Source organism: Pigmentiphaga sp. NML080357 (genome assembly GCF_002188465.1).
Classification (GTDB): domain Bacteria; phylum Pseudomonadota; class Gammaproteobacteria; order Burkholderiales; family Burkholderiaceae_B; genus Pigmentiphaga.
The window spans coordinates 43,037-57,674 of the sequence record NZ_NINW01000028.1; the positions used below are offsets into that span (position 1 = coordinate 43,037).

Sequence of the window (14,638 nt, forward strand, 5' to 3'; positions counted from 1 at the left end):
TCACGAGGCCTTGGTCATCGCGGCCTGGGGCGTCATGAATTCCGCCAGGACGCGGCCGGTATGCGACCGCGCGCGCTGCGCCATGACGTGCTCGGGCGTGCCCTGCACGACCACCTGTCCACCTTCGTTGCCGCCTTCCGGCCCCATGTCCAGCAGCCAGTCCGCCTCGGCGATGACATCGAGATTGTGTTCGATCACCACCACCGTATTGCCCGCGTCGACCAGCCGGTGCAGCACGCGTATCAGCTTTTCCACGTCCGCCATCGACAGGCCCACGGTGGGCTCGTCCAGCACGTACAGCGTGTGCGGCGCCTTGTAGGCGCGACCGGTGCGCATCGTCCCTTCGTCCAGCCTGGCCTTGGCCAGCTCCGTCACCAGCTTGATGCGCTGCGCCTCGCCGCCCGACAAGGTGGGCGAGGGCTGGCCCAGCGTCAGGTAGCCCAGGCCCACGCTCTGCAGCAGCTGCAGCGGATTGAGGATGGACGGATGCGCGGCGAAATACTCCACGGCGTCGTCGATCTCCATCGCCAGCACCTCGCCCACGCTCTTGCCGCGCAAGTGCACGGCGAGGGTCTCGCGGTTGAAGCGTTCGCCATTGCAGGCGTCGCAGGGCACTTTCACGTCCGGCAGGAAGTTCATCTCGATGGTGCGCATGCCCTGGCCTTCGCAGACCGGGCAGCGGCCCTCGCCGGTATTGAAGCTGAAGCGGCCGGCGGTCCAGCCGCGCATGCGCGCTTCCATGGTGTCGGCGAACTGCTTGCGTATGGTGTCCCAGAAGCCCACGTAGGTGGCCGGGCAGGAGCGCGGCGTCTTGCCGATGGGCGTCTGGTCGACTTCCAGCACCCGGTCGATGCCGTCCCAGCCGTCGATGGCCGCGCAGCCGCTCCAGTTGCCGTTCTTCTTCTCGGTGGCTTCCTTGCCGATGCGCCGCTGCAGGTTGTCCAGCAGCACGTCGCGCGCCAGCGTCGACTTGCCCGAGCCGGACACGCCCGTGACGACGGTGAGCCGGCCGACGGGAAAACTCGCGTCGACGTCGCGCAGGTTGTGCAGCCTGGCCTTGCGCACCGTGATGCGCGGCGTGTCGTCGGCAACCGGCCGGCGTGCCTGCAAGGGGTGCTGCAGGGGGTGGGCCAGGTACTTGCCCGTGAGCGAGGCTGGGTTGGCGATGATGTCCTGGACCCGGCCCTGGGCGACGACCGTCCCGCCGCGCACGCCGGCGCCGGGCCCGATATCGATCACGTGCTCGGCGCGGCGTATCGTGTCTTCGTCGTGCTCGACCACCACCAGGGTGTTGCCCTTGCCCTCCAGCCTGGCCAGCGCGTTGAGCAGGATGCGGTTGTCGCGCGGATGCAGGCCGATGGTCGGCTCGTCCAGCACGTAGCAGACGCCTTGCAGGTTGGAGCCCAGTTGCGCGGCCAGCCGTATGCGCTGGGCCTCGCCGCCGGACAGGGTCGGCGCGGCGCGATCCAGCGCCAGGTAGCCCAGGCCCACTTCCTCCAGGAATTCCAGCCGGCTGCGCAATTCGGCCAGGATGTCGCGCGCGATGTCGGCCTCGCGGCCCTCGGTCTCGAGTTCGCGGAAGAACGCGCCGGCATCGCGCACCGCCATGGAAGCCAATTGCGCGATCGAGCGGTCCCGCCAGCGCACCGCGAGCGCATTGCGGTTCAGGCGCTGGCCATGGCATTCCGTGCAGGGCAGCACCTCGTCCTCGTACCAGGCGTTCCAGGCCGTTTCCTCGCCGGTCTGTTCGGCATCGAAGCCGTGCAGCTTGACGCCGGTGCCGAAGCAGGACGGACACCAGCCGTGCTTGGAGTTGTACGAGAACATGCGCGGGTCGGGTTCGGGGAAGCTCAGGCCGCAGGACGGGCACGCCCGCTTGACCGAGAACACCCGCTGCTCCAGATCGGGCGCCGGCGCCTCGGCGCCGCTCGACATCGCCGCGCGCAGCTTCTGCAGCGGCCAGGCCACGCTCATCACCCCATGGCCGTGCTCCAGCGCCTCGTGCACCGCGGCCCGCAGCTGCGCCTCGTTGGCCGGATCGACGATGAAGTCGGCCACCGGCAGGTCGATGTCGTGTTCCTTGAAACGGTCCAGGCGCGGCCACTTGGCGGTGGGAATGAAGGCGCCGTCCACGCGCAAATGGGTGTAGCCCTTGTTGGCGGTCCACTTGGCGAGATCGGTGTAGTAGCCCTTGCGCGCGCTCACCAGCGGCGCCAGCACGCCGATGTGCTGGCCCTTCAGTTCGCGCATGATGCGGCTGACGATCAGGTCGAAGGTCTGCGGCTCGACCGGAATGTCGCAGTTGGGGCAGTACTGGGTGCCCAGCTTCATGTACAGGAGCCGCATGAAATGATGCGTCTCGGTCATGGTCGCGACCGTCGACTTGCGGCCGCCGCGGCTGGTGCGCTGCTCGATGGCCACCGTGGGCGGGATGCCGAAGATGGCGTCCACGTCGGGCTTGCCCGCCGGCTGCACGATGGAGCGCGCATAGGCGTTCAGCGACTCCAGGTAGCGGCGCTGCCCTTCGTTGAACAGGATGTCGAAGGCCAGGGTCGATTTGCCCGAGCCCGATACGCCCGTGATCACGGTAAAGGTGTTGCGCGGGATCTCGACGTCGACGTTCTTCAGGTTGTGCTCGCGCGCGTTCTTGATCTCGATCGCGCGCGACGCATGCCGGCGCCTGGACAGCAGGTTCTGCAGCGGCACCCCGGCGTCGACGTCGGCGCCGGCCACCACATAGGGCTCGAATCGCTCGGCCACGCGCAAGGCCGGTTCGGCGGAGGCGTCCGGGCTGCCGGCGGCATCCGCCAGGCTGCCGATTTCGGCTTCGTACTCCCGCAGCGCCCGCCCCGTATGCGAGGCCGGATGCCTCATGATGTCCTGGGGCGTGCCGGTCGCGATGACCTCGCCGCCGGCGTCCCCGCCTTCGGGGCCCAGGTCGATCAGCCAGTCCGAGGCCCGGATCACGTCCAGGTTGTGCTCGATGACGATGAGCGTGTGGCCTGCGGCCAGCAGCTTGCGGAATGCTCCCATCAGCCGCGAGATGTCGTCGAAGTGCAGGCCGGTGGTGGGTTCGTCGAACAGGAACAGGCTGCCCTTCTTCGACAGCTTGGCGCCGATGGTGGAAATGCCGGACCGCGCGGCTTCGGCCAGGTGGCCGGCCAGCTTCAGGCGTTGCGCCTCGCCGCCCGACAGGGTGGGCACGGGCTGGCCCAGCCGCACGTACTCGAGGCCGACGTCGGCCAGCGGCGCCAGGCCGACCTGGACGTCGCGCTCGCCTTCGAAGAAGTCCAGGGCCTCGGTCACCGTCATTTCCAGCACATCGGAGATCGATGCCGCGCGGCCCTTGCGCTCGATCGTGACTTCCCGGATCTCCTGGCGGAAGCGGGTGCCGTCGCAGTCCGGGCAGCGCAGATAGACGTCGGACAGGAACTGCATCTCGACGTGTTCGAAGCCCGTTCCGCCGCACGTGGGGCAGCGGCCGTCGCCGGCGTTGAAGCTGAACATGCCGGCGGTGTAGCCGCGTTCCTTGGACAGTCGGGCCTGGGCGAAGAGCTTGCGCACGCCGTCGAATGCGCCGACGTAGCTGGCCGGGTTGGAGCGGGCCGTTTTGCCGATGGGCGACTGGTCGACCATGACCACCTCGGTGATCCAGTCGTCGCCGAGGATGCGGTCGTGCGCCCCGGCCGCTTCGGTGGGCTTGCCCTTGAGCTTGAGCAGGGCCGGGTACAGCACGTCCTGCACCAGCGTCGACTTGCCCGAGCCCGAGACCCCCGTCACGCATACCAGGCGTCCCAGCGGGAATTCCACCGTCACGTTCTTCAGGTTGTGTTCGCGCGCGCCTTCGACGATCAGCCGCGGCGTGCCCTGGGTGACGGGCATGGGCCGCGGGGCCGCCACGTGCCGGCGTCCGGAAAGATAGTCGCCGGTGAGCGTGCGGGCCTGCCGCAACTGCGTCGGCGAACCGTTGAAGACGATATTGCCCCCGCGCTCGCCGGGGCCGGGCCCGATGTCGATCACGCGGTCCGCGGCCAGCATGACCTGCGGATCGTGCTCGACCACCACCAGCGAGTTGCCGGCGTCGCGCAACCGGTGCATGACCTCGACGATGCGGTTCATGTCGCGCGGGTGCAGGCCGATGGAAGGCTCGTCCAGCACGAAAAGCGTGTTCACCAGGGACGTGCCGAGCGCGGTCGTCAGATTGATCCGCTGCACTTCGCCGCCGGACAGCGTGCGGCTCTGCCGGTCCAGCGTCAGGTACCCCAGGCCCACGTCGCACAGGAACTTGAGTCGCGCGCGGACTTCCTGGAGCAGGAGCTCGGTGGCGGCGTCCATTACGCCTTCGAAATGGAGGGCGTCGCAGAAGGCGCGCACGCGTTCGATGGGCAGCAGCATCAAGTCGTGGATGGACAGGCCCGGCAGCGCCGCCAGGGTCGCTTCGTTCCAGGAGACGTTCACCGGCCGGAAGCGGGTGTAGCGGTCGTCGGATTCGGGCAGCACCTCGTCGGCTTCGGCCTTGGTGCCCACGCGCCACAGCAGCGAGTCGGGCTTGAGCCGGGCGCCGTTGCAGTCGGTGCAGGGCGTGTACGCGCGATACTTCGACAGCAGCACGCGGATGTGCATCTTGTAGGCCTTGGTCTCCAGCCAGTCGAAGAAGCGCTTGACGCCATACCACTGGTGCTTCCACGCGTCGCTGCCGCCCTTCCAGTCGGGCGTACCCTGCAGCACCCATTCGCGCTGGGCGGCGGTCAGCTTGCGCCACGGCACGTCCAGAGGAATGCCGGCGCGGGTCGCGTACTTGACCAGGTCGTCCTGGCATTCCTTGTAGCTGGCGGTCTGCCACGGCTTGATGGCGCCGCCACGCAGCGTCTTGCTCTCGTCGGGGATGATCAGGCCGTAATCGACGCCGATCACCCTGCCGAAGCCGCGGCAGGTCTCGCAGGCGCCCAGCGGCGAGTTGAACGAGAACGAGCTGGGCGTGGCCGTGGAATAGGCAATGTCGCAATCGGCGCAGTGCAGCTCGTCGCTGTACTTCCACCGCGCCGTCTCGTTGCCCTCGGCGTCCACGACGCGCACGTCGACCCGGCCCGCGCCCAGCCGCAGCGCCGCGTCCAGCGCCTCCATCACACGCGAGCGCTCGGCGTTGCCGAAGCGGAAGCGGTCCTGCACCACGTCCAGCAATTGCACCGCGTTCTTGCCCGTGCCGACCTTGCGCTGCGCATGCACGCGGGTGTAGCCCTGGCGTTCCAGGAAGTCGCGGATTTCATCCTCGCTGTAGTTGGCCGGCACCTGTACCGGGAAGGTCACCACCAGCCTCGGATCGCCTGCCTCGGCCGAACGCCGGGCCAGCGACGCGTAGATGGACTCGGGCGTGTCCTTCTGCACCGGATGGGCGCACTGGCGGCAGAACAGCCGGCCCGCCCGCGCGTACAGCAGCTTCAGGTGGTCGTTCAGCTCGGTCATGGTGCCGACCGTGCTGCGCGAGGTGCGCACCGGGTTGGTCTGGTCGATGGCGATGGCGGGCGGAATGCCCTCGATGCGGTCGACCTGGGGCTTGTCCATGCGGTCCAGGAACTGGCGCGCATAGGGGGAGAAGGTCTCGACGTAGCGGCGCTGGCCTTCGGCATAGAGCGTGTCGAAGACCAGCGAGCTCTTGCCTGAGCCGGATACGCCGGTCACCACCACCAGTTCATTGGTGGGAATGGACAGGCTCAGGTTCTTCAGGTTGTTCTGGCGCGCGCCGACCACCCGGATCTCGGGTTCGGCTGCGGTTTCCTGGGGAGAATCGGGGGAGGAGGGGGCGGAGGACATCGTTCGCTTTTGAAGCCGGAAAAAGGCCGGCGATCTTTCAATCGTAGCCGGTTAGCCGATGCTGCGAAAATCGCAACGTTTGACAAGATTAAGTAACAAGACAGTACAGGCGGCAGCCGGGGCGCCAAGTTAGGATATCGACATGAGCAAGCGCAAATCCTCCCCCCTCGATCTGCTGGGTGCCGAGGCCGGGATGTACATTCCGCCGCCCACCCTCGGCGACGTGCCGCCGCCTCCACGCAGCCTGCGCGTGGCGGTGCTGGTGGCGATCGCGCTGGCGCTCCTGGCGGGGACGGTCGCCGTCCACACCATTCCCGAAGTCGGCCATACCTGGCGGGTCGTCTCGCACCAGACCCAGAAGGCGCTGGGGCGGGTGCTCGGCAAGGCCGAACAGAAAACCACGGAGTTCGTCGGCGGCGCGCCCCAGCGTTGATGCGGCAGTGCGGTGCCGCTTGCCTGCTCGTGCCGAATATCCGCTAGAATAGCGGGTTAGCCGGATTCAACGACTGGAGATCGACATGGCGGAAAAGAAACGCACGCGCCGCAACACCCTCGAGCGCCGCTGCCTGGGCAAGCCCTTCAAGCGTCTTTTTGTTGGGGCGCCCAAGGGCATTTTCAAGATGCTGGAGAAGGTCAAGCGGGCTTGATGCCGACGCTCCCCCCTACGCGCTGACGCGCGCCCCCCTAGGGGGCGGCACCGGCGGACCGGAGGGGAATCCCACCCCCATGCGGCCTTCAGCCGCTCCCCCTCAAGGGGGCGGCACTGGCGGACCGGCGAAGCCGGATCCGCTGTGCCCTGGGTTTAGGGAGTCGCTGCACCATGCGTTGTGCGCATTGCGTGATACGCAGAATAAAAAGCCACCCTTGCGGGTGGCTTTTTTTCGGGCGAAGGTACCCCTGGCCGCGGGGTTACGACGCTCCCGGCGTCACGCAGCGGAAGTTCTTCGCTTCCTCCAGCGAGCCGCTGCCTAGGTAGCGGGCCTGTTGCGGGTACGGGCAGAGCGGCCGGGTGCGGCCGGGCCAGGGGGCGTCGCTGCCGGCGCGGGCCGAGGCCTGCACGGCGTCGGGCGCAACGCCGTTTTCCACCCAGTTGACGATGGCCGTGACCATGTCGAACTTGTCGGTCGCCGGGCCCCCGCTGCAATGGTTCATGCCGGGTATGGTGAAGAGGCGGGCGAAGCTGGCCGCATCGGCATGCGTCTTTCGCAGGGCCTCGTACCAGTCGATGGTGTCGTTCACGGAGAACACCGGATCGCTGTTGCCGTGGTAGACGATCATCTTGCCGCCGCGCGACTTGAACGCGCCCAGGTCGGCGGGGTTGGGCGGCGTCATGAAGCTCATCGCCGATTCGGTATAGACCGAATTCGTCGCGTAGATCTTGGGCGCGTCCGTTTCGAAACTGAACCGCAGCAGATAATCGATCACCTGGGTGCCGGTGCCGCGCACCTGCGTCGGCGGCGTCGTGAAGACATAGGGCAGCGAACCGCCGCCGAGCGTCGCAATCAGCGAGTTCGGGACTTCGGTTTCCGAAGACCCCAGTTTCCAGAAGCGCCAGCCCATGGTTCCCACGCCGGCGTCGTACGGCCAGTCGGCGTAGAGGGCTTCGCCTTTGGCGTTCTTCGGGCCGCCGAAGACTTTCTTCAACGCCTCGACCTGCGGCCCGGTCAGGCACGTGGCGTCCTTGGCGCCGGCGCAGGTCAAGTCCTCGGGTTTGAAGGCCGCCTTGCAGGCGACCGGGTCGTCGATCATGCCGTCGGCGGCGCCGTCCAGCGCGTCGCAGGCCGCCACGGCCTTGTCGGCCACCAGTTGCATGTCGGCCATGGAGAACGCCTGGCTGATGATGGGCCGGTCGCCGGCGGTGCGCGGCGCGACCGCGGCGAACGCCTGGTTGTCCCAGGCGTGTTGCACGGCGGCCTGCGGCAGGTTGAAGCCGGGATTGCCGGCGACGATGCCGTCGAACTGATCCGCAAAGCGCGAGGCCGCCACCATGGCCTGGCGGCCGCCGTTCGAGCAGCCGACGAAATACGAATGCTCGGCCGCGCGGCCATAGAAGCGCGTGATGATTTCCTTGGCGGCCGGCGTGACGGTGCCGACGGCGTTGTAGCCGTAATCCACCCGGGCCTGGGGATCCAGGCCGAACAGCGAGCCGCCCACGATGGGCTCGCTCTCGCTGGTGTGCCCGCCGTCGGTGCTGACGACGGCGAAGCCCATGGATAGCGCGTTGGTGGTGGCTCCCGCGCCTGTCATCGAGCCGAGGGCCGGATTGATCGCGCCGTCGGTACCGCCGCCACCCTGGAAGAAAAACCGGCCATTCCAGACGTCGGGCATGCGCAGCTCGAAGCCGATGGCATAGGCCTTCCCGTCGACTTCGCTGTTGCGCACGTTGAGCCGTCCTCGCACGCGGCAGTGCGAAGGCTGAGCCTGGGCGGGATTGGCCGCCGCCACGGCATCCACGGTTGCTGCGGCATCCAGCTCGAGCCTGGAAATGCCGAGCGCTTCCGCGGTGATGTCGGCGCAGGCGAGCCGCGGTTTTACCGCCGGCGGGGGTGGCTCGGACGGGCCATTGGCGACCGGACCGTCATCGGATCCGCCGCAGCCGTGCAGGGCGGCCAGGACGGCCAACGTGCCGGCTCCGGCCAAATAGCGTGTTTTCATGAATTGTCTCCTCCTCGTGGCCGAACGCGCGGATGCTCTGGGTACATCTTGGCTGCGCAACGGATGGCGGCCGATGGTCTCGCCATATAGTTAATATAGTTAAATAAATAAAGGGCGGATTCAGGTAAAACCCTAGATGAATTGGTCTTTTTTGAAAATTTCTTCGTTGTAGATTTAATTATTCCCGATGTGGCCTCTCGATCCGGGCCAAAGAAAAAAGGCATGCGCGCGCATGCCTTTTCCGGAACTGCGGCCGACTGGCCGCCCGAAGGGGTGATTACCGATGCGTCGCCACCAGGCCGTCGTCTTCCAGTCCGGCCTCGATCTGCTTGGCGCCGGACGAGGTCAGTGCCCGATCCAGCATGTCCTTGTCCAGTTCGCCTTCCCAGCGCGCCACCACCACGCTCGCCACCGCGTTGCCGACCAGGTTGGTCAGCGCGCGGCATTCCGACATGAAGCGGTCGATGCCGAGGATGAGCGCCATGCCGGCCACCGGCACGGAGGGAACCACCGACAAGGTCGCCGCCAGCGTGATGAAGCCGGCGCCGGTAATACCTGCCGCTCCCTTGGAGCTGAGCATGGCCACGAGCAGCAGCAGGACCTGGTCGCCCAGCGGCAAGTGGATGTCCATCGCCTGGGCGATGAACAGGGCAGCGAGGGTCATGTAGATGTTGGTGCCGTCCAGGTTGAACGAATAGCCGGTGGGGATGACCAGGCCGACGACCGGCTTGGAGCAGCCGGCGCGCTCCATCTTTTCCATCAGCGTGGGCAGGGCGGCTTCGGACGAGCTGGTGCCGAGCACCAGCAGCAGCTCTTCGCGGATGTAGCGGATGAGTTTGAGGATCGAGAAGCCGTTGTACCGCGCCACCGCGCCCAGCACGATGAGCACGAACAGCAGCGAGGTGAGGTAGAAGGTGCCGACCAGCAAGGCCAGATTGGCGATCGAGCCGATCCCATACTTGCCGATGGTGAAGGCCATGGCGCCGAACGCCCCGATGGGCGCGGCCTTCATCAGGATGGCGACCAGCTTGAAGAAGGCCGACGAGATGGATTGCATGAAATTCAGCACCGGCAAGCCCTTGTCGCCGACGGCGCCGAGCGAGATGCCGAACAGCACCGAGAAGAACAGCACCTGCAGGATGTCGCCGCTGGCGAAGGCGCTGACCACGGTGTTGGGAATGATGTTCATCAGGAAACCGACCAGCGTCTGGTCGTGGGCCTTGGCCGAATAGGAGGCAACGGCCTTGGCGTCGAGCGTGGCCGGGTCGATGTGCAGGCCGGTGCCGGGCTGGACAACGTTGGCCACGACCATCCCGATGACGAGGGCCAGCGTGGAGAAGACCAGGAAATAGATCATGGCCTTGCCGACGACCCGGCCGACTTTCTGCAGGTCGCGCATGCTGGCGATGCCGGTGGTCACGGTCAGGAAGATCACCGGGGCGATGATCATCTTGACCAGCTTGATGAAGGCGTCGCCCAGGGGTTTCATGGCTTCGCCGAGTTCGGGGTGGAAGTGGCCGAGCAGGATGCCGACCGTAATGGCGAACAGCACCTGGACGTAAAGGATTTGATAGAACTTCTTCTTGCGCACGGGCGCCTGCGCCGTGCCGGGCATGTCGATCATCGGGATGTCCCCTTCCTGCGGCCGTGCGTCTCCGGCCGGATGGGGCGGGGACGAAGCCTCGTTTTCAACGGTTTCCAAAGCTCTGCGAGCCTCGTTGATAACTACCTATGCAATCGGCATGCCTGCCTTTCGGGAACATTGGGTGATCCAATAACCTATTGATTTTTAAATAAAAATCTAACGATTCGCTTGTCTGTCCCGGTTGGTTGTGCGGTTTTTCGCTCATCGTCGGATTTTCGGTGCGATAATTCGCACATCAACGCAAGCCCGCCTCATGGTCCCGCCTTCTCGCCCATCCGCCTCCGGCAATGAACAGGAGTCCCCCGTGTCCGGCCACCGCCGGGCCTGGATCAGCTTTGCGCTGATCGGCTTGGGGGTTTTGGCTGCCGCGCTGTGGGCCGCGGGGGGCATCGGCCGCGACCAGGCCTATGCCGACGTCCTCGCAGGCTCGGGCAACGCGGCCGCGCTCAAGGTGGCGCTGCTGACCAGCGAGCTCGACAAGCAACGCTCGCTTCCCTTCGTGCTGGCACAGGACTCCGAGGTAAGGACGGCGCTGGCCACGGGAGACCCGGCTCGCTACCGGGCGCTGAACCTGAAATTCGAGGCATTGAGCCGGGATACCGGAGCCGCCGTCATCTACCTGCTCGATACGCGCGGTGTAGGCATGGCCGCCAGCAACTGGAACCAGCCCACCAGCTTCGTCGGCTCGGACTACGCCTTCCGGCCCTATTTCCAGGGCGCGGCCGCCACGGGCCAGGCCGAATACTTCGCGCTGGGCAACGTCAGCAACCAGCCGGGCCTGTATCTCGCCCGGCAACTGGAGCAGGACGGCCGGATGCTGGGCGTGATCGTGGTCAAGGTGGAATTCGATCGCGTCGAGGCGGGCTGGCGTCGCTTTCCCGACCCTGTGTTCGTGACCGACGAGCACGGCGTGGTGCTGTTGTCGTCGGTGGAGGCATGGCGTTTCCTGGCCGCCCGGCCCTTGGCTCCGGCCGACCGGGACGCGCTGCGGGCGAGCCTGCAGTTCGGCACCGCCCCGTTGTCGCCGCTGCCGGTGCGCGCCGATCCCGCGGCGTCCGCCGATCAGGTGCTGGCGCGCCTTCCCGGCCAGCGCGAAGAGGCTTTCGTTCACGTGCAAGTTCCGGTGCCGGGCACGCCGTGGCAATTCCATCTTCTGGGCGCGACGCGCGAGGCCATGGCGCGGGCTGCCGCCTCTGCCCGTGCGACGGCGGCCCTGGCCGTGTTGTGCGCGCTGTTCGCGGCCGGCATCTGGATGCATCGCCGGCATCGCGCCTACGACCGCGTGAGGGCGCAGGAAGCGGCACGCCAGGAACTGGAGTCGCGGGTGGCGTCCCGCACCCGTGAACTGCGGGACGCCAATGACCAGCTGCTGGCCGAAATGGAAGACCGGCGGCGCGCGGAGGCCGAATTGCACAAGCTGCAGGAGGAACTCGTCCAAGCCAACAAGCTTGCCTTCCTGGGCCAGATCACTGCCGGCGTCGCCCATGAAATCAACCAGCCCGTGGCCGCCATCCGCAGCTATGCGGACAACTCGGCGGTCTACCTGGATCGCGGCAGCGTAGACCGCGCGAGAGGAAACATGGCGGCGATCGCCGCGCTCACCGAACGCATAGGCGTCATCACCGACGAACTGCGGACGTTCTCTCGCAAGAGCGCCAATGCCGTGGATGGTCCCGTGTCCGTGGACGCCGCCATCGACGGCGCGTTGACCCTGGTGGGCTTCCAGCTGCGCCGGCACGGCATTGCGCTGCACCGTACCCCGTCCGAACCGGGACTGTCCGTGAAGGCCGAGCGCGTGCGGCTCGAACAGGTTCTCGTCAACCTGCTGCAGAACGCCATCGACGCGCTCGAGAGCACGCCCGGGCCGCAGATCCGGATCGGCGCCGAACGCGACGGCGGCCAGGTAGCCATCGTCGTGGGCGACAACGGACCCGGGCTCCCGGAGAGCGTGATGGCCGCGCTCTATACGCCTTTCGTCACGACCAAGCCGCGTGGCCTGGGCCTGGGGCTGGTCATCAGCCGCGACATCGTGGCCGACTTCGGCGGCGCGTTGTCGGTGCGCTCCGAGGCCGGCCGCGGCACCCGGTTCACCATCCACCTTCCCGAGGCCGTTTCGTGAACGCTTCCGCTTCCTCCGCCCCGGCGTCGTCACGCGCCGATCCCGTCAACCGTGTGCTGTTCGTCGACGACGATCCCGCCATGAGAGAGGCCAACCTGCAGACGCTCGAGCTCGGGGGCTTCGAGGTAGAAACCGCGGCGTCGGCGGCCGAGGCGCTCGACCGCATTCCGGCCGATTTCGCCGGCGTGGTGGTGACCGACGTGCGCATGCCCGTCATGGACGGCCTGCAACTATTCCGGCGCTTGCGTGAACGGGACCCCGATCTGCCTGTGATCCTCATTACCGGCCACGGCGACATCGAGATGGCCGTGGCGGCCATGCATGAGGGGGCCTACGATTTCCTGGCCAAGCCATATCCGGCCGAGCGGCTGGCGACTGCGGCGCGCAACGCGCTGGACAAGCGGCGCCTGGTGCTGGACAACCGCCGGTTGAAGAGATTGGCGCAGGAGGCGGGCGAGACTTTGCCGCTGATCGGCGAGACGCCCGTCATGCAACGCCTGCGCAAGACCCTGCATCACCTGGCCACGGCGGACGTCGACGTGCTGGTCCTGGGGGAAACGGGCGCGGGCAAGGAAGTGGTCGCCCAGGCTTTGCATGCGTGGGGGGCGCGCCATGCGCGGCCTTTCGTCGGACTCAATTGCGGCGCGCTGCCGGATACGGTCATCGAAAGCGAGTTGTTCGGCCACGAGGCCGGGGCGTTCACGGGCGCCCAGCGGCGGCGTATCGGGCGCATCGAGCATTCGAGCGGCGGCACGCTGTTCCTGGACGAGATCGAGAGCATGCCGCTGTCGGCCCAGATCAAGCTGCTGCGGGTGCTGGAAACGCGCGAGATTTCGCCTCTCGGTACGAACGAGGTGCGGCCGGTGGATCTGCGCGTGGTCGCCGCGACGAAGGTGGACCTGAGCGATCCGGCCCAGCGGGGCGAGTTCCGGGCGGATCTCTTTCATCGGCTGAATGTGGTGACGGTTCGCATCCCGCCTTTGCGGGAACGGAGGGAGGACGTCCCGCTCCTGTTCTCCTATTTCGTGTCCCGCGCCGCGGCGCGTTTCAAGATGGAGCCGCCGGCCTTGACGCCGGCCGTGCGGCAGCACTTGCGCACGCACGCATGGCCGGGAAATGTGCGGGAGTTGATGCACTACGCGGAGCGGGTGGTGCTGGGGGTGGAGGATGCGGGGCCGGAGGAGCCGCCATCGGAAGCCAGCCTGCCGCAGCGCATGGAGCGCTACGAGGCGGAGCTGATACGCGAGGCGCTGGCGCGGCATCGGGGCGACGTCAGGGCGACGCTGCAAGCCCTGGGCATTCCGCGCAAGACGTTCTACGACAAGTTGCAGCGACACGGAATCGACCGGACCGAGTTCGTGTCGCGTGGGGAAGGCTGAGCCCTGAAGACGGCCGTGCCGCCGGCGCGGCGGCGTTGAGAGGAAGAGAGATGGGACTTCCCTCGCACTCAGATCCAGGATGCAATGGGGCAAGAACGCCGCCCCCCGCCAGCCTGGTAGTACCCCAGGGCACAGCGGATCCGGCTCCGCCGGTCCGCCAGTGCCGCCCCCTGGGGGGCGCGCGTAAGCGCGTAGGGGGGGTCAACCAATCCCAGGAACGACCGTCGAAAAGCCCGCGTCCACATGCGTCACTTCGCCCGTGACGCCCGAGGCCAGGTCCGACAGCAGGAAGGCGGCCACATTGCCGACGTCGTCGATGGTCACGTTGCGGCGCAGGGGAGCATGGGTCTCGACGAAGCTCAGGATCTTGGAGAAATCCTTGATGCCGCTGGCCGCCAGGGTCTTGATGGGGCCGGCCGAGATGGCGTTGGCACGGATGCCCCGCGGGCCGAGCGAGGTCGCGAGGTAGCGGGTGGCGGCTTCGAGCGCGGCCTTGGCCACGCCCATGGTGTTGTAGTTGTCGACCACCCGCTCGGCGCCCAGGTAGCTCAGGGTGAGCACCGCGCCGGGCCCCTTGCCGTCCGGGCCTTGCAGCAAGGGCAGGGCGGCCTTGGCCATGGCGGGGAAGCTGTAGGCCGAGATGTCGTGCGCGATGCGGAAGTTCTCGCGCGACAGGCCGTCGAGGAAATCCCCGGCGATGGCTTCGCGCGGCGCGAAACCGATGGCGTGCACGAGACCATCGAGCTTGTCCCAGGTCTTGCCCAGGTCGGCGAACACGGCTTCGATCTGCGCATCGTCCGCGACGTCGCAGGGGAAGATCAGCTGGCTGTCGAATTCGGCGGCGAATTCGGTGATGCGGTCCTTGAAGCGCTCGCCCACGTAGGTGAACGCGAGTTCGGCGCCTTCGCGGCGGCAGGCCTTGGCGATGCCGTAGGCGATGGAGCGATTGGACAGCACCCCGGTGACGAGGATGCGTTTACCGGCGAGAAAGCCCATGTCGAGGGTTCCTGTGAAACGAGTAATCGATGG

The 14,638-nt window shown here is 67.1% G+C and carries 8 protein-coding genes; 4 read left to right on the forward strand and 4 right to left on the reverse strand.

What is annotated here, in order from left to right:
* Nucleotides 1-5,811 (reverse strand): excinuclease ABC subunit UvrA, encoded by a 5,811-nt coding sequence (gene uvrA / locus CDO44_RS11205; RefSeq protein WP_087780323.1) that lies wholly within the window; start codon nt 5,809-5,811, stop codon nt 1-3.
* 142 nt (nt 5,812-5,953) lie between these two features.
* Between uvrA and CDO44_RS11210 the strand changes: the two genes are divergently transcribed.
* Nucleotides 5,954-6,244, forward strand: a complete 291-nt coding sequence (locus CDO44_RS11210; protein WP_087780324.1) for a hypothetical protein — start codon at nt 5,954-5,956, stop codon at nt 6,242-6,244.
* An 85-nt stretch (nt 6,245-6,329) separates the two neighbouring features.
* Complete coding sequence (locus CDO44_RS28255; protein ID WP_254914568.1) at nt 6,330-6,458, forward strand: hypothetical protein; 129 nt, start codon at nt 6,330-6,332, stop codon at nt 6,456-6,458.
* Nucleotides 6,459-6,720: 262 nt separating this feature from the next.
* On the opposite strand, the gene CDO44_RS11215 is transcribed toward CDO44_RS28255, so the two are convergent.
* Both CDO44_RS11215 and CDO44_RS11220 read right to left on the reverse strand, forming a co-directional pair.
* On the reverse strand, nt 6,721-8,466 hold the full coding sequence (locus CDO44_RS11215; RefSeq protein WP_087780325.1) for a tannase/feruloyl esterase family alpha/beta hydrolase: 1,746 nt from the start codon (nt 8,464-8,466) through the stop codon (nt 6,721-6,723).
* A 277-nt stretch (nt 8,467-8,743) separates the two neighbouring features.
* A complete protein-coding gene (locus CDO44_RS11220; protein WP_198951347.1) occupies nt 8,744-10,090 on the reverse strand; it encodes a dicarboxylate/amino acid:cation symporter in 1,347 nt (448 codons plus the stop codon).
* A gap of 325 nt (nt 10,091-10,415) precedes the next feature.
* Here CDO44_RS11220 and CDO44_RS11225 point away from each other — a divergent pair, with 325 nt between their 5' ends.
* Complete coding sequence (locus tag CDO44_RS11225) at nt 10,416-12,230, forward strand: ATP-binding protein (protein ID WP_158213260.1); 1,815 nt, start codon at nt 10,416-10,418, stop codon at nt 12,228-12,230.
* The gene (locus CDO44_RS11230; protein ID WP_198951348.1) at nt 12,227-13,609 is read left to right on the forward strand and encodes a sigma-54 dependent transcriptional regulator; all 1,383 of its coding nucleotides are present in this window, start codon (nt 12,227-12,229) and stop codon (nt 13,607-13,609) included. Before CDO44_RS11225 ends, CDO44_RS11230 begins: the two co-directional genes overlap by 4 nt.
* Nucleotides 13,610-13,810: 201 nt before the next feature.
* Here CDO44_RS11230 and fabI read toward each other — a convergent pair whose 3' ends face one another.
* The gene (gene fabI / locus CDO44_RS11235; RefSeq protein ID WP_087780327.1) at nt 13,811-14,605 is read right to left on the reverse strand and encodes an enoyl-ACP reductase FabI; all 795 of its coding nucleotides are present in this window, start codon (nt 14,603-14,605) and stop codon (nt 13,811-13,813) included.
* Nucleotides 14,606-14,638 lie beyond the last annotated feature (33 nt).

Excerpts from the sequence above, each read along its gene's own strand:
- uvrA (WP_087780323.1), bottom strand. The coding sequence starts at position 5,811 with ATGTCCTCCGCCCCCTCCTCCCCCGATTCTCCCCAGGAAACCGCAGCC.
- CDO44_RS11210 (WP_087780324.1), top strand. The coding sequence starts at position 5,954 with ATGAGCAAGCGCAAATCCTCCCCCCTCGATCTGCTGGGTGCCGAGGCC.
- CDO44_RS28255 (WP_254914568.1), top strand. The coding sequence starts at position 6,330 with ATGGCGGAAAAGAAACGCACGCGCCGCAACACCCTCGAGCGCCGCTGC.
- CDO44_RS11215 (WP_087780325.1), bottom strand. The coding sequence starts at position 8,466 with ATGAAAACACGCTATTTGGCCGGAGCCGGCACGTTGGCCGTCCTGGCC.
- CDO44_RS11220 (WP_198951347.1), bottom strand. The coding sequence starts at position 10,090 with ATGATCGACATGCCCGGCACGGCGCAGGCGCCCGTGCGCAAGAAGAAG.
- fabI (WP_087780327.1), bottom strand. The coding sequence starts at position 14,605 with ATGGGCTTTCTCGCCGGTAAACGCATCCTCGTCACCGGGGTGCTGTCC.